17 protein-coding genes are annotated in these 20,703 nt (G+C 44.6%); 14 read left to right on the top strand and 3 right to left on the bottom strand.

Annotated features, from left to right (window positions below):
• The first annotated feature begins 54 nt into the window (after window positions 1-54).
• From catA to JMX83_RS04245, 14 genes are all read left to right on the top strand, one after another.
• Window positions 55-978 (top strand): catechol 1,2-dioxygenase, encoded by a 924-nt coding sequence (gene catA, locus JMX83_RS04310; protein ID WP_201599321.1) that lies wholly within the window; start codon window positions 55-57, stop codon window positions 976-978.
• A gap of 159 nt (window positions 979-1,137) precedes the next feature.
• Window positions 1,138-2,511, top strand: coding sequence for a benzoate 1,2-dioxygenase large subunit (gene benA / locus JMX83_RS04305; RefSeq protein WP_201599320.1), 1,374 nt, complete (start codon window positions 1,138-1,140; stop codon window positions 2,509-2,511).
• Window positions 2,512-2,575: 64 nt separating this feature from the next.
• Window positions 2,576-3,073, top strand: coding sequence for a benzoate 1,2-dioxygenase small subunit (gene benB, locus JMX83_RS04300; protein ID WP_406947411.1), 498 nt, complete (start codon window positions 2,576-2,578; stop codon window positions 3,071-3,073).
• A gap of 54 nt (window positions 3,074-3,127) precedes the next feature.
• Window positions 3,128-4,183, top strand: a complete 1,056-nt coding sequence (benC, locus tag JMX83_RS04295; protein WP_265089488.1) for a benzoate 1,2-dioxygenase electron transfer component BenC — start codon at window positions 3,128-3,130, stop codon at window positions 4,181-4,183.
• Between the two features lie 49 nt (window positions 4,184-4,232).
• The gene (locus tag JMX83_RS04290) at window positions 4,233-5,312 is read left to right on the top strand and encodes a 2-keto-3-deoxygluconate permease (protein ID WP_265089487.1); all 1,080 of its coding nucleotides are present in this window, start codon (window positions 4,233-4,235) and stop codon (window positions 5,310-5,312) included.
• Between the two features lie 71 nt (window positions 5,313-5,383).
• The gene (locus JMX83_RS04285; RefSeq protein ID WP_227675721.1) at window positions 5,384-6,163 is read left to right on the top strand and encodes a 1,6-dihydroxycyclohexa-2,4-diene-1-carboxylate dehydrogenase; all 780 of its coding nucleotides are present in this window, start codon (window positions 5,384-5,386) and stop codon (window positions 6,161-6,163) included.
• 73 nt (window positions 6,164-6,236) lie between these two features.
• On the top strand, window positions 6,237-7,430 hold the full coding sequence (benE, locus tag JMX83_RS04280; protein ID WP_201599376.1) for a benzoate/H(+) symporter BenE: 1,194 nt from the start codon (window positions 6,237-6,239) through the stop codon (window positions 7,428-7,430).
• A gap of 130 nt (window positions 7,431-7,560) precedes the next feature.
• On the top strand, window positions 7,561-8,253 hold the full coding sequence (locus JMX83_RS04275) for a 3-oxoacid CoA-transferase subunit A (protein WP_201599318.1): 693 nt from the start codon (window positions 7,561-7,563) through the stop codon (window positions 8,251-8,253).
• A gap of 26 nt (window positions 8,254-8,279) precedes the next feature.
• A complete protein-coding gene (locus JMX83_RS04270) occupies window positions 8,280-8,930 on the top strand; it encodes a 3-oxoacid CoA-transferase subunit B (RefSeq protein WP_201599317.1) in 651 nt (216 codons plus the stop codon).
• 34 nt (window positions 8,931-8,964) lie between these two features.
• Window positions 8,965-10,206 carry a 3-oxoadipyl-CoA thiolase gene (pcaF, locus tag JMX83_RS04265; protein WP_201599316.1) on the top strand — a complete coding sequence of 414 codons (1,242 nt, stop codon included), beginning with the start codon at window positions 8,965-8,967 and terminating at the stop codon, window positions 10,204-10,206.
• Window positions 10,207-10,268: 62 nt separating this feature from the next.
• Window positions 10,269-11,048: a 3-oxoadipate enol-lactonase gene (gene pcaD, locus JMX83_RS04260; protein WP_201599315.1), complete on the top strand. Its 780-nt coding sequence runs from the start codon at window positions 10,269-10,271 to the stop codon at window positions 11,046-11,048.
• 80 nt (window positions 11,049-11,128) lie between these two features.
• Complete coding sequence (locus JMX83_RS04255; RefSeq protein WP_201599314.1) at window positions 11,129-12,424, top strand: M20 family metallopeptidase; 1,296 nt, start codon at window positions 11,129-11,131, stop codon at window positions 12,422-12,424.
• Window positions 12,425-12,509: 85 nt separating this feature from the next.
• Entirely contained in the window at window positions 12,510-13,856 is a 1,347-nt protein-coding gene (gene gdhA, locus JMX83_RS04250) for an NADP-specific glutamate dehydrogenase (RefSeq protein ID WP_201599313.1), read from the top strand.
• Between the two features lie 268 nt (window positions 13,857-14,124).
• Window positions 14,125-15,486, top strand: coding sequence for an aromatic acid/H+ symport family MFS transporter (locus JMX83_RS04245; RefSeq protein ID WP_201599312.1), 1,362 nt, complete (start codon window positions 14,125-14,127; stop codon window positions 15,484-15,486).
• Between the two features lie 434 nt (window positions 15,487-15,920).
• On the opposite strand, the gene lldD is transcribed toward JMX83_RS04245, so the two are convergent.
• The 3 genes from lldD to JMX83_RS04230 form a co-directional block, all read right to left on the bottom strand.
• Window positions 15,921-17,063, bottom strand: a complete 1,143-nt coding sequence (lldD, locus tag JMX83_RS04240) for an FMN-dependent L-lactate dehydrogenase LldD (RefSeq protein WP_201599311.1) — start codon at window positions 17,061-17,063, stop codon at window positions 15,921-15,923.
• Between the two features lie 130 nt (window positions 17,064-17,193).
• On the bottom strand, window positions 17,194-18,897 hold the full coding sequence (dld, locus tag JMX83_RS04235; RefSeq protein WP_201599375.1) for a D-lactate dehydrogenase: 1,704 nt from the start codon (window positions 18,895-18,897) through the stop codon (window positions 17,194-17,196).
• A 65-nt stretch (window positions 18,898-18,962) separates the two neighbouring features.
• Window positions 18,963-20,669, bottom strand: a complete 1,707-nt coding sequence (locus JMX83_RS04230) for an L-lactate permease (protein ID WP_201599310.1) — start codon at window positions 20,667-20,669, stop codon at window positions 18,963-18,965.
• Window positions 20,670-20,703: the final 34 nt, after the last annotated feature.

Below are 20,703 nucleotides of genomic sequence, written 5' to 3'. Positions count from 1 at the left end.
GTAAGAATACTCGATAACCTGACCTTTTAAACAGTCCTCAACAAGGAGAGAGACATGGAACGCAGCCAAATTGAATCTTTAGCCACGCAGTTTGTCAAAGGCAAAATAGACTTCCCTGAGCAGGTCAATCCACGCGTACAAGAGATTGTATTGCGTATCGTCACCGATCTTATGCAAGCCATCAATGATCTCAAAATCACGGCCGACGAATACTGGTCTGGTGTAGAGTTCATCGGTGATTTGGGCAAAGAAGCAGGATTACTATCACCCGGTCTTGGCTTTGATCATTTCATGGATCTGATGATTGAAGAAGATTTAAAAGCAGCGGGTCTGGATGGTGGGACGGTTCGTACCATCGAAGGCCCACTATATGTCGCTGGTGCCCCAGAAGAAAAAGGCTTTGCGCGTCTAGATGACGGTACAAACCTTGATATTGGCACCGTGTTATTTATGCAAGGTACGGTTTATGGTGAAGACAATCAGCCACTACCAAACGCCAAAGTAGAGGTCTGGCATGCCAATAGCTTGGGCAATTATTCGTTCTTTGATGAATCACAAACACCTTTCAACCTACGGCGCAGTATCATCACGGACGAAAACGGCAAGTATGCTTTTCGTAGCATCGTGCCACTTGGATATTCAGTACCGCCAGATGGCATGACACAAAAAGTACTCGGGGCATTAGGACGTCATGGTCATCGCCCTGCCCACATTCATTTCTTTGCTAGTGCAGAGGGTTATCGCAAGTTGACCACACAAATCAATATCGATGGCGATGAATACTTATGGGATGACTTTGCTTTTGCAAGCCGTGAAGGTTTAGTACCAGAGGTTATTATGGTCGAAGATGCAGACAAGCTAAAAGAAAAAGAAGTTGATAAGCCTTATGCCAGTATTGATTTTGATTTTTATCTTGTTAAAGACATCGAACAAACTATCCAAGGCAGCGAAGTCGAACGCCGACGCGCCCAAGGTTAATGATTGCTTGATAGCGTCATGCAATAGCAAGTATTTAAGACTACTCACTATTGAATATAAATAAACCATCATATTTTGCGTTTGATACGTCCATAGCTGACGTATCAAACGTCGACTCTTACTCTTATTTTACACCGTTATTATACAAGGAAGGCCACCATGAGCGAGCGTATCAATCTAGTACCTGAAGGATCAGATATTACCATTGATGATTTTTTAGAAGAAAATAAAGAAGAAGGCATTTATCGTTTGCATCGTAGTGCCTTCACCAATCAAGAGCTATTTGAGCTTGAAATGAAACATATCTTTGAAAGCAATTGGGTCTATCTGGCGCATGAAAGTCAGGTGCCAAACAATGATGATTACTACACCTCATACATTGGACGTCAGCCCGTCATCCTTGCCCGTAATAAAGAAGGTGAGCTGCATTGCATGATCAACGCGTGCTCACATCGCGGCGCACAATTATGCCGTCACAAAAAAGGCAACAAGGCCACGTACACCTGCCCTTTCCACGGCTGGACTTTTAATAACTCAGGCAAACTACTCAAAGTAAAAGACCCAAGACATGCAGGTTACCCTGAAGGCTTTAACAAAGAAGGCTCTCACGACCTCAAACCGGTCAAACTTGCCAATTATAAAGGCTTTTTATTCGCCAGCCTAAATGATGACGTTGCTCCTATCGAAGAATGGTTAGGCGGCTCTACCAAAATTCTTGACATGATCGTCAATCAATCTCCAGAAGGTCTCGAAGTCCTACGTGGCACCTCAACCTATACCTTTGATGGTAACTGGAAACTGCAAGCAGAAAATGGTGCCGATGGTTACCACGTATCCGCCGTACATTGGAACTACGCGGCGACGACTGCGCGCCGTAAAGAGCAAGAAGCAATAAAGGCTGACAACATCAAAGCCATGAATGCAGGGAAATGGGGTCGTCAAGGCGGTGGGTTTTACTCTTTCGAAAACGGTCATATGCTGCTATGGACACATTGGGAAAACCCACAAGACCGTCCAAACTATGCCTACCGTGACGACTATGTAGCCAAATATGGCGAAGCGATGGCGGACTGGATGATTGGGCGTTCGCGTAACTTATGCCTGTATCCAAACGTCTACATCATGGATCAGTTTGGCTCGCAAATCCGCGTGCTTCGTCCATTAGCCGTCGATAAAACCGAAGTCACCATCTGGTGTATCGCGCCAAAAGGCGAAAGTGATGAATCACGCACGCGCCGCATTCGTCAATACGAAGACTTCTTTAATGTCACCGGCATGGCGACGCCTGACGATTTGGAAGAATTCCGCTCATGTCAAGAAGGCTACAACGGAATTAAGCTGGAATGGAACGATATGTGCCGAGGCTCAGAGCACTGGATCGAAGGGGCTGATGAAGGCGCGGCTGCCATTGATCTTAAACCTTTGATGAGTGGGGTTAAGACCGAAGATGAGGGTCTCTATACCGTACAGCATCGCTACTGGCATGAAGAGATGAAAAAAGCCTTGGCGCAAAAAAACAACGACACGGTATAGCTGGCGACCTCAGCCTGTCAGTGGCTGATGGTGGCAAGACCAATCAATATATAAGGATATGATTATGAAAAACACAAGCGTTAGTATCGAAGAGATTCGGCAGTTTTTATACCGTGAGGCACGCTTATTGGATGAAAAAAACTGGGAAGAATGGCTCACGTGTTACGACGAAGACTGTCCATTTTGGATGCCGAGTTGGGATGATGATGGCGAGCTAATTAGTGACCCGCAACGAGAGATCTCATTGATTTATTACCCTGATCGTCGTGGTCTTGAAGATCGTATTTTCCGTATCGAAACAGAGCGCTCATCCGCAACCATTCCCGATACTCGTACTGCCCACAACTTGTCCAATATTGAGTTACTTGAAAATAACGACGGTATCGTGACGGTGCGCTTTAATTGGATAAACAAATCTTTTCGCTATCACGAGACCAATACCTACTGGGGTTACTCTCAATACAAAATAGACATGACTCAAGACCGCCCAAAGATTTTGGATAAGTATGTGGTCTTAAAAGACGACTATGTACATCAAATCATGGATGTCTATCACGTCTAACATTTACTCATTATTTGGCTATTAATTATCCACTATCTAATCAGTATTTAGTAAATGCTTCATTTAATACGTGTTGAAAAAAGGATATTTCTCATGGAATACAGTATTGCTCTACAGTTCGAAGACGGCGTCACAGGATTCATCAAGTGTGAAGCAGATGAAACGGTTGCTGAAGCCGCTTATCGTCAAAAATTTAACATTCCAGTAGATTGTCTGGATGGCGCGTGCGGTACTTGCCGTTGTCATTGTGAATCGGGCAGCTATGACATGCACCCTGATATGTATATCGAAGATGCCCTCACAGAAGCTGAGGCGGCTGAAGGCTATGTATTGACCTGTCAGATGATTCCTGAAAGCGATTGCGTCATTAAAGTACCAAGCTCTTCTGAAGCTTGCAAAGTCGGTAAATCAACTTTTAAAGGCAAGCTTCAACAGCTCAATGTCTTGTCTGAATCGACCATTCATTTTGGCATTGATATCGAAAATCCAGATGCATTGGTATTTTTGCCCGGACAATACGTCAATATCAATATTCCCGATTCTGACGAGACACGCTCTTACTCGTTCAGCTCTGTGCCCAATGCCAAGCAAGCTGAGTTTGTGGTTCGTAATATTCCTAACGGCAAGATGAGCACCTTTTTATCAGATATCGCGCAACTTGGTCAAGACATTGATTTTGAAGGGCCTTTTGGTAGCTTTTATTTGCGTCCGCTGGTTCGCCCGACTCTATTTTTGGCAGGTGGAACGGGAATTGCGCCTTTCTTATCGATGCTAAAAAGCTTAGAAGTGAGTGGCGGTCATCACCCTGTCAAGATGGTTTATGGGGTTACCAATGATACAGATTTGGTAGAAATCGAAAAACTAGAAGAGGTAAAACAAAACCATGCTTGGTTTGATTATCGTACCTGTGTGGCAAGCGAAGACAGTAATCACGAGCGTAAGGGCTATGTCACAAGTCACGTGGAAGAGGACTGGTTAAATGGCGGCGATGTCGACGTGTATCTTTGCGGCCCTTTAGCCATGGTTGATGCGGTCAGTCATTGGTTAGATGCCAGCCAGCTCAAGCCCAGCAATTTTTATTATGAGAAATTTACGCCAAGTGAAAAGTAGTAGCATCGCAACATACTAGGAAGATCACGTCATAAAGGAGAACGTGAAAATGGAAAACATGGATAGTTACACAGGTCTAGACAGGCTTCTACTGAAGATTCTCAAGATACCTGGTGCATTAATGATCGTACCCCTTTTTCTTGGAGTTATGTTCAATACTTTTGCACCACAAATATTAGATATTGGTAGCTTTACTACTGCTCTTTTTAAAAACGGGCTTGCGGTTTTAATTGGACTTTTTTTTCTAGCAGTAGGCTCTCAAATTAGTTTTAAAACTGCATTGCCATCTGTAGAAAAAGGCGTTGTATTACTGCTTGCAAAATTTGGTATTGCTGTCATTTTTGGACTATCTGTTGCTTTTTTTACTCCCGAAGGCATGCTTTTTGGATTATTACCTATAGCTATTATTGCAGCGATGTCCAATTCAAATGGTTCACTTTATGTCGCTCTAACAAGTCAATTTGGGAACAAAACGGACAAAGGAGCCATCTCGATACTTTCTATTAATGATGGACCTTTTCTTACTCTGGTCGCTCTTGGTGTAGCAGGACTTGCTGCGTTTCCCTTACTGGCGCTTTTCGCTGCTATTTTTCCAATGATATTTGGTTTTATTCTTGGAAACAGCAGCACAATTGCTAGGAAATTTCTAGCTCCAGGAGAAAAACTAATTATTCCTTTCGCCGCTTTTGCTATTGGTGCTGGAATTAATCTAGAAGTATTACTAGGGCAAGGATCAGTTGGCATCTTATTGGGAGCTGCTACCGCAGTAATCTCTGGTGGTACTGCCCTGCTCGCTCTGTATTTTTGGCACAGGGTACGTCGACATCCCAAATCTTGTAGAAATCTAGTGGCAGCAGCCTCTGAAGCCAGTGTAGCAGGAAATGCGATTGCAACTCCCGCTATGGTCACTGCCTTGGACCCAAGCTATTTGGCTATACAAGGGGCTGCCACTGCGCAAATTGCTGCTGCAGTAGTTACCACCGCTTTCATTCTGCCATTCTTCGTCGCTTGGTTAGCTGCTTGGCAAAAACGACAAGGAATTACACCTGAAAACGAAGATAGATTCTATGAAGAAAAAAGTATAAGACATGAACATGTTTTAAAAGCGGAAGTACATATAAAAAGTTAAAAATGACAGCTATTTGAAATGACGTTAATACATCACATTATAAATCGAATATAGGTTCATAGGAGATAGCAATGAATAAACGCTTTGATAATAAAATCTGTATCGTAACGGGTGCCGCCCAAGGTATCGGGCGCGGCGTTGCTATACGTCTTGCAAATGAGGGCGCAAAAGTCGTCATGGCAGACTTCTCGCCGTTGGTGGAGGACGTGTTAGCAGAAATCACGACAAACGGCGGCGATGCGATAACGATTCAAGCCAATCTTGAAACCTATCAAGGGGCACAAGATACGGTCAATAAAGCCATAGAGACTTATGGTCGTGTCGATGTACTCGTGAATAATGTTGGCGGTGCGATATGGATGAAACCCTTTATCACCTTCTCAGAAGAGGACATTCAAAAAGAAATCAGTCGCTCATTATTTCCCACACTTTGGTGTTGCCGTGCGGTATTACCAGCCATGGTCGAGCAGCAATCAGGCACTATTGTAAACGTCTCCTCCATCGCTACACGTGGCATCAACCGTATCCCCTATTCTACTGCGAAAGGCGGTGTCAACGCCATGACCGCTTCACTCGCTTTTGAGTACGCCAATGACGGCATCCGTGTCAATGCGGTCGCCACGGGTGGTACTGATGCGCCGCCCAGAAAAATCCCTCGAAATGCTACGCCCTTAACAGATGATGAAAAGCTATGGATGCAAGCAGTCGTTGATCAAACCATTGATCGCACTTTTATGAAACGCTACGGCACAATCGATGAGCAGGTCAATGCCATTGTGTTTTTAGCGTCAGATGAGTCTTCCTATATCACTGGCAGCACGGTTCCTGTCGGTGGCGGCGACGCAGGCTAAAAGCGTTCAGCAGTATTGTAGACTGACTCATCGTTACTACCCTTTGATTACCGCTCATTTGCAAGGAAGCAATATGGCCTCTGTCATCCAAACCTTAAAAGAAGACTGGTCACTCTCGGCGTCCGTGGCAGGATTTTTGGCGGTGCTCATCTCATATGCGGGCCCGTTGATTATTTTCTTTCAGGCCGCGCAAGCCGCTCAGGTCTCAGACGCCATGATGGCTTCTTGGATTTGGGGCATATCTATCGGCGCTGCTGTCTCTGGCATTTACCTGTCTATTAGATATAAGGCACCTATCATTACTGCTTGGTCAGCGCCTGGCACGGCACTACTGGTGACCGTGTTTCCTGAGATGAGCATCAATGAGGCTATATCTGCTTATATTCTCTCAGCCGTGGTGATATTTTTGGTGGGCGCGACTGGTTCTTTTGACAAGATTTTGCGGTGGATTCCTAATGGAATTGCGGCAGGTATGATGGCCGGTATTTTGTTTCAGTTTGGCTTAGAGTTGTTTGTTGCCACCAACACCATGCCATTTATCGTATTTAGCATGCTCGGTTGTTATTTATTGGCCAAGCGATTTTCACCACGCTACACCATGATTTGGGTTTTGCTATGCGGGGTCATATTAAGCGTGTTACTTGGCAGAATGAATCCTGTCGATATGGATTTGGCGATTACCATGCCAACGATTATCTGGCCTGAATGGACATGGAATGCGACGTTTAACCTTGCTATTCCGCTTATCTTGGTCAGCTTAACGGGACAGTTTTTACCCGGCATGGCCATTTTGAATCTAAGTGGTTACGACACGCCTGCCAAACCCATCGTCAGTGTGGCAAGCCTTGCCTCATTAGCCGTCGCTTGTGTGGGCGGCATTACCATTGTACTCGCGGCCATCACCGCAGCCTTGTGTACGGGTAAAGATGCGCATGAGCTACAAGAGAAGCGCTATATCGCAGGGGTCGCCAACGGTATCTTTTATTTATTAGGCGGCTTGTTTGCAGGCAGTATTGTCATGGTGTTTAGTCTGTTGCCAAAGGAGCTGGTCGCGGCATTGGCTGGATTGGCGCTCATTGGCGCTATTTCTACCAACATCACGATTGCCATGAAAGACGATGAACAAAGAGATGCCGCCTTAATCACTTTTTTAGCAACCGCTTCTGGCATGAGCTTTTTGGGATTGAGCTCGGTGTTTTGGGGCATCGTTATCGGCATGGTGGCCCATTATGTGTTAAACAAAAAACGTCTATTGTCATTTTCTTAATCGCAAATATCATGAGTTATTGACAACATTATCTTCGGATAACCCTTGTTAAAACCACAGTGTTCTTATGTTTTATTAAAGAAAAGGCTAGCCAGCGTTAACCAACTCTCCCTTTTTATAGGATATCAATATGATTAACAAAGCAGATAAAAGCATCAAGGATGTGCTCAGTCAAATCAAAGACGGTGCCACTATTATGATTGGTGGTTTTGGCACAGCAGGACAACCTGCCGAACTGATTGATGCGCTCATTGATTTGGGTATCAAAGACCTTGTGATTATCAACAATAATGCTGGTAATGGCGACCATGGACTTGCCAAGTTATTAAAAACAGGGGCGGTGCGCAAAATTATTTGCTCGTTTCCGCGCCAATCGGATTCTTGGGTATTTGATGAGCTATATCATGCAGGCAAAATAGAGCTTGAGCTGGTGCCACAAGGCAATCTGGCATGCCGTATTCAAGCCGCTGGTATGGGGCTTGGGGCGGTCTATACGCCAACGGGGTTTGGCACCTTACTCGCCGAAGGCAAAGAGACGCGCCATATCGATGGTAAAGACTATGTCCTTGAGTATCCGATCAAAGCAGATTTTGCGTTAATCAAAGCGGATAAAGGCGATCGTTGGGGCAACTTAGTCTATCGTAAATCTGCCCGTAACTTTGGTCCCATCATGGCGATGGCAGCTGATATTACTATCGCTCAAGTTTCTAAAACGGTCGAGCTTGGTGAGCTGGATCCCGAACACATCATCACACCCGGTATCTTTGTGCAGCACGTGGTGCAAATTGAACCTACTTCCTCTACTACCGCAGCGATCGCTTAATACGATTCATCATAAGGAGCGTCACCATGAGCCATACATTACTCACACGGGATCAAATCGCTGAGCGTGCTGCCCAAGATATTCCAGATGGTGCCTATGTCAATTTGGGCATTGGGTTACCTACCAAAATTGCCAAATACTTGCCTGCTGACAAAGATGTATTTTTGCATTCAGAAAACGGCCTACTGGCTTTTGGCCCGCCACCTGCCAAAGGTGAGGAAGATCCAGAGCTTATCAATGCCGGCAAGGAATACGTCACCATGCTAAAGGGTGGGAGTTTCTTTCACCATGGCGACTCATTTGCCATGATGCGCGGTGGTCACATTGATATTTGTGTACTGGGTGCATTCCAAGTGGCAGCCAATGGCGATCTAGCCAATTGGAGTACGGGCGCGCCAGATGCCATACCCGCTGTCGGCGGTGCAATGGACTTAGCTGTGGGTGCCAAAAAAGTCTTTGTGATGACCAACCACACGACCAAAACAGGCGAGCCAAAGATAGTCAGCGAACTCACTTATCCTGTGACAGGCAAGCACTGCGTCGATCGTGTCTTTACCGATCTGTGTGTCATTGATGTCACAGTGAAAGGATTGGTCGTGACAGAGATAGTAGACGGCATGAGCTTTGCTGAGTTGCAGGCTGTGACTGGCGCCACACTCATTGATGCGACTAAATAAAAATATCTCACAATTAAAACTTAGGATAATCGCTATGATCGATTCAACTACTGGTTTAAACAATGCTTATATTATCGATGCCATTCGCACGCCGTTTGGGCGTTATGGCGGTGGCTTGGCACCAATAAGAGCAGACGATTTAGGGGCTATTCCCATCAGAGCATTAATGAAGCGTAATGCCAATGTCGACTGGGTACAAGTAGATGATGTCATCTATGGCTGCGCCAATCAAAGCGGAGAAGACAATCGCAATGTCGGACGCATGTCATCACTGCTGGCTGGTCTGCCTTATCAAGTACCCGCGACCACGGTGAATCGTTTGTGCGGCTCATCGATGGATGCCATCGCTATCGCCGCCCGCGCCATTAAAGCGGGAGAAGCCCACCTCGTCATCGCAGGCGGTGTTGAAAGCATGAGCCGTGCGCCATTTGTGATGGGCAAATCAGACAAAGCATTTGGTCGTGCTCAAATCCTTGAAGACACTACGATGGGCTGGCGCTTTATCAATCCAAAGCTTGATAATTTGTATGGTACGGAAACCATGCCACAAACTGCCGAAAATGTCGCTGAGCAGTTTGATATCAATCGCGCTGATCAAGATGCGTTTGCGCTACGCAGCCAACAACGTACCAATGCGGCGCAAACGTCAGGGTTTTTCAAAGATGAGATTACCCCTGTCATTATTCCGCAGCGTAGAGGCGATGCAGTCATTGTCGATACGGATGAGCACCCTCGCGCTGATACCACGTTTGAAAAACTAACCAAACTTCGTGCCATCGTCAAAGAAAACGGCACCGTAACGGCAGGTAACGCCTCAGGTATTAATGATGGTGCGGCCGCTTTTTTAATTGCCTCAGAGCAAGCAGTGACACAGTTTGACTTAAAACCACGTGCTCGTATTGTGGCGGCAACGACGGTCGGTGTAGAACCGCGCATCATGGGATTTGCTCCAGCTCCTGCCATAAAAAAATTACTGGCACAAACAGGTCTGTCACTTGACGAGATGGATGTCATCGAACTGAACGAAGCCTTTGCTGCCCAATCATTGGCCTGCACACGTGACTTAGAATTGCCTGATGATAGCGCGCACGTCAATCCTAATGGCGGTGCGATTGCACTTGGTCATCCATTAGGCGCATCAGGGGCAAGATTGGTTTTGACCGCGCTCAATCAGCTCGAAAAAACCAGCAAACGCTTTGCCATCTGCTCGATGTGTATTGGCGTGGGACAAGGTATCGCCATGATTATTGAACGTATAGATCACCAGTCATCGTAGTCATAACCCGATGCGCCACTACCATCATAATCACACCACAATGACAAATAAGGATGATCGTTATGCCTGTACTTGAAAATAAAGACGTTACCTTAAACTATGCCACTTTTGGTGATCGTCACAACCCTGCCCTGATATTCTCTAACTCTTTAGGGACCAACTATCAGATGTGGCAGCCACAAATCGCTGACTTGCAAAACGAGTACTTTATCATCTGTTATGACACTCGTGGTCATGGTAAATCCTCTGCACCAAAAGGCCCTTATAGCCTTGATGAGCTTGGACAAGACGTCATTGATTTGCTCGATCATCTGAATATTGATAAAGCCTTTTTTTGTGGTATCTCAATGGGCGGCATGACAGGTCAATGGTTGGCTATTCATCATCCTAACCGCTTTTATCATTTGATGCTGTGCAATACGGCTGCAAAAATTGGTAACGAAGCTGCTTGGAACGATCGCGCGCAATTGGTACGAGAGCAAGGTTTAGATCCTATCGCGGCCACAGCAGCATCGCGTTGGTTTACACAAGGATTTATCAGCTGTCGTCCTGATGTGGTCGAGACCTTGTCTGAGGCGCTTGCCGCTGGTAGTAGCGAAGGTTATGCCAGTTGCTGCGAGGCGTTATCGACCGCTGATACGCGTTCGCAATTACAAGATATTGATGCTGCTATTACCGTATTGGCAGGATCAGCCGATCCGGTAACGACAGTTGAGGATGCTCGGTATATGATCGAACGCATTCCCAATGCTACGCTCGCTACCATTGAGGCGTCACACATCTCGAATATTGAACAACCTGACGTATTCAATCAGTTTATACGGCAATACTTGGTGCGTTGATCACGTCACTGCTACGGCGTATCCGAGCCAAGCTATAAAAGCACTACCCACAAGGACGTTACCCCAAACAAGGAAGAAATATGAAAAAATCATTGCAAGCATTGGTTATTGGCATTGCAGCCTGTAGTGCATTTAGCGCGCACGCTAATATCAATATCGATAAAGAAGTTAAAAGTGTTGAAAAAAAGGTGATTGAATGGCGACGCGACATTCATCAGCACCCTGAACTGAGTAACCGGGAAACCCGTACCGCTGCTCTCGTGGCTAAGCATTTAAAATCTCTCGGTATGCAGGTTGAAACTGATATCGCCCATACTGGTGTTGTGGGCTACTTAAAAGGGGCAAAACCCGGCCCGACCGTAATGCTACGCGCAGACATGGATGCCCTGCCCGTCACCGAAAAAGCCGATGTCCCATTTAAATCAACGATCGTCACCAAATACATGGGAGAAGACGTGGGTGTGATGCATGCTTGCGGACACGATACCCACGTGGCCATGCTCATGGGAACAGCTGAAGTATTGGCTGCGGTACAAAAAGAGCTGCGCGGCAATATCATGTTCGTGTTTCAGCCAGCAGAAGAAGGCGCGCCTAAAGGAGAAGAAGGCGGTGCCAACTTGATGCTAAAAGAAGGCATATTTAAAAAGTATCAACCAGACGTTGCGTTTGGATTACATATTATGTCGAATCTAAATACTGGACAGATTGGTTATCGAAGCGGCCCTATCATGGCCAGTGGCGACACGTTTGATATTACCGTAAAAGGCAAACAGACTCATGGATCAGCACCGTGGAATGGCGTTGATCCTATCGCGGCCGCGTCACAGATTGTGACTGGGGTCAATCATATTGTCAGTCGTCAAATTGACATCACTAAAGAGCCTGCCATTATCTCATTCGGTAAAATAAGCGGCGGTGTCCGTGACAATATTATTCCAGATAGTGTCAACATGATTGGTACGATTCGTAACTTCGATATGGACAATCGCGCCAAGATTTTTGACAACATAAAAACAACGGCCTCCCATATAGCCATGGCATCAGGCGCAGAGGCAGACGTCAAAATCACCAAAGGCTATCCTGTCACCATCAACGATCCCGCGCTTACCGCGCAGATGCTGCCCACACTCAAAAATGTAGCAGGGGCTGATAATGTCTTTGATGTGCCAAAGCTAACAGCCTCTGAAGACTTTGCGTTTTATTCTCAAGAAGTACCGAGCTTGTTTATTTTCTTAGGCGGTACACCTGTAGGACAAGACGCCAGTAAAGCCCCTTACAACCACTCTCCCTATTTTTACGCCGACGAATCCTCTTTTAAAATCGGTACTAAAGCGCTGAGTCAGCTGGCCATAGATTATTTAGCCATGAATCAGTGACGCATAAAACCTGTAAATCAAGCCTAGTCATTTTAATGACGCTAAACCATTACCACGAGCGTTGCCATACCAACAAGGAAAACATATGAGTATCAGTCAGGCCATCGAAAAAGTCGAAGCACGTTATGCCCATCAACCTGAATTCGTTCAAGCGGTAAAAGAAGTTGCCATGACGATTGCACCGCTATATGACGCCCATCCTGAATACAGTGCATTGAAAGTATTCGAGCGTCTCGTTGAGCCTGACCGCATTATGGCGTTCCGTATTAACTGGGAAAATGATCAAGGCGAAGTGCAGGTCAATCGCGGCTGGCGCGTTCAGTTTAGCAATGCACTGGGGCCTTACAAAGGCGGTGTTCGGTTTCACCCTACCGTCAATCAGTCTGTGTTGAAGTTTTTGGGTTTTGAGCAAATATTCAAAAACGCACTGACTGGATTGCCAATGGGCGGCGGTAAAGGCGGCTCAGATTTTGACCCCAAAGGCAAAACGGACAGCGAAATCCGCCGCTTCTGTTATGCCTTTATGCGTGAGCTACATCACTACGTGAATAAAGACATTGATGTACCTGCGGGCGACATTGGCGTCGGCGGGCGTGAAGTCAGTTATATGTTTGCCATGTATAAAAATCTTACGCACGAGTATGGCGGCGTATTGACTGGGAAAGGCGTTGGTTTTGGCGGAAGTTTGATGCGCACAGAAGCAACGGGATATGGCGCGGTATATTTTTTAGAAAACATGCTTACGGCGCAAAATGACAATATTACAGGTAAAAGAATACTCATTTCAGGCGCAGGTAATGTCTCACTACATGCTGCTGAAAAAGCCTATATGCTGGGCGGTATCGTCGTCACAGTATCAGACTCACAAGGTACTTTGTACGATGCAGCGGGTTTTAACCAAGAAAAAATCGACTGGCTCAAAGCGCAAAAAGCAAAAAGTAAACCTTTGGCGGACTATGTAGCTGTGTACGGCGGTGAATGGTGTGCCAAGCAAAAACCGTGGCAGTTCAAAGGTGATATTGCGATTCCATCAGCGACCCAAAACGAAGTCACGGTAGACGACGCCAAGCTCATGATTGACAATGGCGTTACCTATGTCGTTGAAGGTGCCAATATGCCGCTGACTACCGAGGCAATCGATTATGTGCGATTGCACCGTGTGCATTATGCTCCTGGCAAAGCTGCCAATGCAGGCGGCGTGGCTGTCTCTGCACTTGAGATGTCACAAAACTCGGTACGTCAATACAAAACGTTTGAGCAAATAGATTTACGTCTCAAAAACATCATGAAAAGTATCCATGATAGCGCAGCCGATGCCTCAGAACAGTACGGTCAAACCGATAATGGCTATATCGATTATATGGCGGGTGCCAATATCGTTGGCTTCAAGAGAGTTGCCGATGCGTTGGTTGCTTATGGTATTTTGAACTGATCCAGTTTGTAAATACTCAACACGCTTAAATAAAAAACCGCTCATCTATTTAAAAGATAGATGAGCGGTTTTTTATTGGTATTTTTACATTGGCATTGTTAGGGCAATGAGTTTTTTAAAGAGAATATAACCATTTATACTGATACTGCGCCAATCAGCTTCCATACCCTTTAGGTATAAATTTATACTTAGAGGGTTTTTGACTTGATCCTTATAAAACCCTAACTTAATAAGTACTTATAGGGACATTACCCACGGAGAAAGTCGAATGGAATCACCAACTTTAAATATCAATAAGGTCATTGATGATGCCAAATTTACACCCTTTCATTGGAAGGTGCTTTTTTGGTGTTTGCTCATTATCATTTTTGATGGCTACGATCTTGTCATTTATGGCGTAGCACTACCACTACTTATGGAAGAGTGGTCATTGACCGCCGTACAGGCAGGATTGCTCGCGAGCGCGGCACTTTTTGGTATGATGTTTGGCGCAATGATTTTTGGTACGTTGTCTGACAAAATCGGCCGCAAAAAAACGATTATGATCTGCGTTGCACTTTTTAGTAGTTTTACCTTTTTTGGTGCTTTTGCCAATGGCCCCATCCAATTTGCCACTTTGCGGTTTTTTGCAGGGCTGGGTATCGGTGGCGTCATGCCTATCTGCGTGGCCCTAACGTCTGAATATGCACCAAAACGCATTCGCAGCACCTTAGTCGCGGTGATGTTTAGTGGTTATGCTATCGGTGGCATGGCATCAGCACTATTAGGATCATTTTTAGTGGTGGATTTTGGCTGGGAAATCATGTTTTATATTGCTGGCATACCGACTTTATTACTCCCTATCATCTGGAAAATGCTGCCAGAATCTTTGATGTATTTGGTCAAAGAAAAACGGGATAATGAAGCAAAGGTTATTGTACAAAAACTGGCTCCACAAGAAAACATTACTACTTCAACAACCTTAATATTAGATGAACCCACCAAAGGGGATGATGCACCTATTAAGGCACTGTTCCTAAAAAACCGTGGCTTTACGACGATTATGTTTTGGGTTGCTTTCTTTATGTGTCTACTGATGGTTTACGCCTTAGCCAGTTGGTTACCCAAACTGATGATTCAAGCAGGCTATTCGCTAGGAGCAAGTATGATTTTCTTATTTGCTCTCAACATCGGTGGCATGATTGGCGCCATTGGTGGCGGTATCTTGGCTGACAAATTCCATCTTAAACCTGTCTTGACTACTATGTTTACTTTAGGTGCAGTCTCATTGATAATGCTCGGTTATAACAGCCCGCAAGTAGTGCTCTATACACTTATTGCTATTGCTGGCGCGACCACGATTGGCTCACAAATTTTACTTTATACCTTTGTTGCGCAGTACTACCCGACCGCCGTTCGTACAACAGCTATGGGCTGGGCATCAGGTATCGGTCGTATTGGCGCGATCGTCGGACCCATCTTGACGGGTGCATTACTTACGCTTGAGCTGAGCCATCAGACCAACTTCTTGTTCATTGCCATCCCAGGCATCATTGCATCGATTGCTATATTCCTTGTAAACCTAAATGCGGCTGTTGATAGCAGAAAAGCTGAGGTTAGACCAATAACTTTAGACACTTCCTCTATTTGACTTTGTCATTTAGCTTATTAATTGGACTGAAGGTATTAGGTGGATAGACTGACACTCAATTAACACATGTTTTTAGTTCATGTAACTGGCATTTTAAGCAACTGTGCTTGAAATTTCAGTTACACTATCTTAATAGGTAGTTAAATTCTTTTAACGAATTTAGCATTAGCAGAATTCTCTATCGTTAACCAGCGAGTTTTCATGAACACACAGACAATATGCTTTAGTAAATTTTTGTTTACCTTTTTAAAGAAATCAGAATGGTACAATCTCAAAACACAAAAAAGCTTTTCAAGCTTTATATTCAATAGCTTGAAAGGCTTTTTTATTTAGGCAAGAGGTTTGGCTGAGTTTACTTCATTTGCTTAAAAACGCTACTATTTAAACATGCTAAGAATTGAGATTAATAAAATATTCATCTCAACAAGCTAAATTTAGTTATTTATTTTCACTAAACAGTGTGAATTAATATCAGCAATCGTTTTAGCGCCCGTCAAGGTCATCGCAACGCGCATCTCTTTATCTATCAAATCTAGCAAGTTACTTACTCCTGCACCGCCATCCGCCGCTAAAGCATATATAAATGCGCGTCCTAGCATGCAGATATCAGCCCCTAAAGCCAACATACGTACGACGTCTAAGCCACTGCGTATGCCAGAGTCTGCTAAAATTTTAATCTCTCCTTTGACGGCATCGGCAATAGAAGGCAGAGCACGCGCACTTGATAAAACACCATCCAATTGTCGTCCACCATGATTGGACACAACTATACCGTCTGCACCAAAACGTACAGCGTCTTTGGCATCTTCTGGGTCCAAAATACCTTTGATGACCATCGGCCCATCCCAGTATTCACGAATCCAATCTAAATCTTTCCAAGAAATAGAGGGATCAAAATTATTACCTAGCCAGCCTATATAGTCCTCTAGCCCTGTAGGCTTACCTAAATAAGTAGAAATATTACCCAAATCATGCGGTCGACCTTGCAAGCCCACATCCCAAGCCCATTGTGGATGCGTCACAGACTGTAAGTAACGGCGCATAGCTGAATTTTTACCACTCATACCAGAGTGCGCATCGCGGTAGCGTGCCCCTGGTACTGGCATATCTACCGTAAAGACCAATGTCGAACACCCCGCAGCTTTTGCACGCTCCAGAGCATTTCGCATAAAGCCTCGGTCCTTTAATACATAAAGCTGAAACCACATCGGACGGTTGATTTTAGGTACCACTTCCTCAATCGGACAAACAGAAACCGTTGACATTGTAAACGGAATGCCTTTTTGATCGGCTGCTATAGCGGCCTGTACTTCTCCGCGGCGGGCATACATGCCCGTCAAACCAACGGGTGATAACGCTACAGGCATAGACAGTGTTTCGTTAAATAACTGCGTCTCTAAGCTCAGTTCTGACATATCATTCAGTACACGTTGCCTAAGAGCAATCTGTGATAAATCTTCAGTATTACGTTTTAAGGTATATTCATCATAAGCACCGCCATCTATATAATGAAACAAGAATGGTGGCAGTCGGCGCTTGGCAGCAGCTCTGTAGTCATTTGCAGATGAGATAATCATACGTTTACCCTTTTTATTTTGTTAGATAACTAGGTAATATTTTTGGATGTCTAATTGTACATAGCTCAGTATTAATCGATGGATACGACTGACTTATTTTGAAGCAGCAAGCCGCAGCCCAAACTCGATATTACAAACAGCACGAGCAATTACGTTTGATTTTCGACATTTTACCGACACCTGGATTAAAGGTGTTGGTTGGGTCTAAGCTTTTATAGAAGTTTTGCAAATCAGGCTCCGCTTCGTACAAGTGACCGACATTATGCTCAGCAGGATATTTTGCCCCGCGTGCGCCCAATAACTCTAACATCATTTTTTTGACATGCTTGATGTCACTACCTTTCTTCAAAATATAATCTTGATGAAATACATAACAAAAGAAGTGTCCGTAATAGAGCTTCTTTTCTAAGTGTTGTATGATTTCTTCAGGTAGCGTTTCAAGCCAGTCTAACTCATTACGTGGTATGGCAATATCAAGCGCTAATATCTCCCCTACTTCTTTTTCATGTATAATTTCATACCTCAATGCGGCACCTGCTGCTGCAAAACGATTTAAAAAGGCGCTTTCTGACTCTTCCTCACTACATTCAAAATAGCTACCGGTTTTTGATGACGCAAAAAAAGTTTTCAAGAAACCTTGTGCTTCCTCTATGCCCTCATCACTCATTTTTAATATTAGGTGATGCTCATATTGGTCGCGATACTCAATCATTTGCTTCGGTAAATGCTTTGGAAATATATTGGCGACAAACTGCATGACTTTATCTGTGAAATGCTTTGGCATCCACGACCACTTATGGAACTTTGCGTCCATAGCGCCTTTGATAGAAAACAGTCTAGGTAAAGCATTTGTACCAAGGTGCTTAATACTCAGGAACGTGTCTTTACCGTATTTAGCGGATACATCAAATATATCGCGATGCATATATTCACCAACTTCAGGAATACTTTCAAAGCTCGATAATATCTGCCGTCGCAACTGTGCAAGCTCACTCACACTGTTACTGCCTATATAAAAAGTCTTCTCCCTTGCAGCGGTTGGATAAGTGTCAAGGCGTACGGCAAATACAGCAAGCTTGCCAGCACACCCACTTGCTTCATACAGTCTCCGCTTGTCAGCATTAAAACGACTTGGTGTGCTTGCATTAACATCTTTTACTCTAGTGATGTACTCTTTATCAGATGCCAACTTGCCAGTGTCAGGTAGCTTTCTTTTATCAAAATTACCTGTTTGTAAGTTAGTGAGTATTTCTTCAGGGGTATTTCCTAACTCTACATCTAGATGATTGACTAGCACCAGCTGACCGTGTTTGTTTATTTGTGCAAACAACGCAAGCTCGGTGTAAGCAGGACCCCTTTTCACAAGAGCCCCACCTGAGTTATTAGAAACCCCACCAATAATGGACGCACCTAAAGTTGATGAACCAATGACTGAATGCGGCGCTCTATCTACGGCATTAAGTTGGCTTTGCAACTGGTGCAATGTAGCCCCAGGCAAGCTAATTACTTGTTCATTACCATTCACTAAGTACAGCTGGTCTATAGCAAGGGTATTGATAACAACCACGGGTCTATCGTAGTCATTACCGCTTGGCGTTGAGCCTTCAGTCAGTCCTGTTTTTGCCGCTTGCATGATAATAATGCAATCGCCTTCAACACACACTTCTAGGCTACGCCAAATGTCTAACAACGTTTGTGGAAATAAAACTGCTAATGCATTTCCACCACCAGAGCGCCATCCCATTCTATAATGCTCGTTTTTCTCTGGGTCTGCTTGTACATTACTGGCTCCTAATAAAGTGGTGAGTTTTTCTAACACGTGGTCAGGACTCATTATGTCTTGAGAAGCTCGATTTGACGAAGAGATATGATGCTCCTTATCTTGTAATGGTGTATCACTCATGATGCTAAAGGGCCTTGAAAATCGAAAATATAAATTGCGGCCATGACGATTATTCCACAGAGCAATACATAATATAGAGTGGGTAAAATAGTACGTCTCAATGTGGCGCCTTCCATACCAAGCAAACCCACTGTTGCTGATGCAGCCACCACGTTATGTATGGCAATCATATTACCAGCTGCTGCACCAACTGCTTGTGCCGCGATGATTAAAGAAGGTGAGATCCGTAAGCTCATGGCGGCTTCATATTGGAATTGGCTGAACATCATGTTAGATACGGTATTAGAGCCCGCGATAAACGCACCTAAGGCACCGATGGTTGCACTAATTAAGGGGAAGGTGTTGCCAAAAGTACCCGCAAACAACTCTGCACTTGCAACCGGCATACTCGCCACATCTGATAAATTTATGCCCGAATTGATAAAGATTCTAACCATTGGAATCGTAAAGATAAGTACGAAACCTGCTCCCAATACGGTTTTACTTGATTCTTTAAAGGCATTATTTAGTGCGCTGACGGGTTTTCTAGTTTGAAGAATGGCGGCAACCAAGGCGCTGATGATTAACAGGCCACCTGGTAAGTACAAAGGACTAAAGCTGGCACTAATATCTGCCTCACTTAAAATTGAGGTTAGGTCGACCGTTACACTATTAAGTAAAGACTGAAAGCCTGTAAATACTCTTGAAAACACTAGTAAGAGAGCCACTAGTAAATAAGGAAACCACGCCATAAAAGTGGACATATTTTTATCACTCAAAGCCGGCGTAATATCTTCTTTACTGATCACCAACTTACCAAGCCATTCACTTGGCCAGCTTTTTTGCGGCTCAAAATCCCATGTGGTTTTTGGTACTAAAAACCCTCTTTTAGCAGCATTAACAACGATGGCCATGCTGACCAGACCACCAACCAGTGATGGAAACTCTGGTCCTAAAAAAACGCCCGTCAATGTATAAGGAATCGTAAATGCCAGGCCTGCAAAAATAGCAAATGGCCAAATAGCGAAGCCTTCTCTCCAGCTTTTGTTTTTACCAAAAAAGCGAGTGAGCATCATCACCATGAAAAGTGGCATAAACGTACCAATAGCGCCATGAATCATAGCAACTTGGCTGGTAATCAGTTGTAAGAAGCTGTCCCACTGCAAGCCTTGTTGTGCAAGTTGCGCGCTGATAGCGACTGTATCCAACCCCTTATTTACCCCAATAACGATAGGCGTACCGACCGCACCAAATGATACAGGTGTACTTTGTATCATCATCCCCATCAACACCGCACCCAGCGCTGGGAATCCTATTGCCACCAGCAAAGGTGCGGCAATAGCGGCAGCTGTACCAAAACCAGAAGCACCCTCAAGAAAGCAGCCAAAGCACCATGCAATAATAATGGCTTGCACACGCCTATCTGGCGATACATTGGTAAATCCAGCACGGATAACAGCGATTGCACCAGTATGTTTCAATGTATTTAGTAAAAAAATAGCACCAAAGACAATCCACAACACTGAGACAGTTATCACCAAACCCTGAATAATAGATGATGACACTCGATTAAGCGTCATATCCCATATAAAAATGGCAAGCGCAGCGGTAACAACTAAAATAATTGGCATTGTTTTTTTGGCCGACCATTGCAAGCCTATAAGAAAAATACCACAGAGAACAATTGGCAGTAATGCCAGTAGACCATATATTGTTTGATTCAAAACTATATCCTTTTTTGTCGCTTAATCTTCCTTG

Source organism: Psychrobacter piscatorii (assembly GCF_904846415.1).
In the GTDB taxonomy this organism is placed as follows: Bacteria; Pseudomonadota; Gammaproteobacteria; order Pseudomonadales; family Moraxellaceae; genus Psychrobacter; species Psychrobacter piscatorii.
This window is presented reverse-complemented; position numbering and strand designations above follow the sequence as displayed.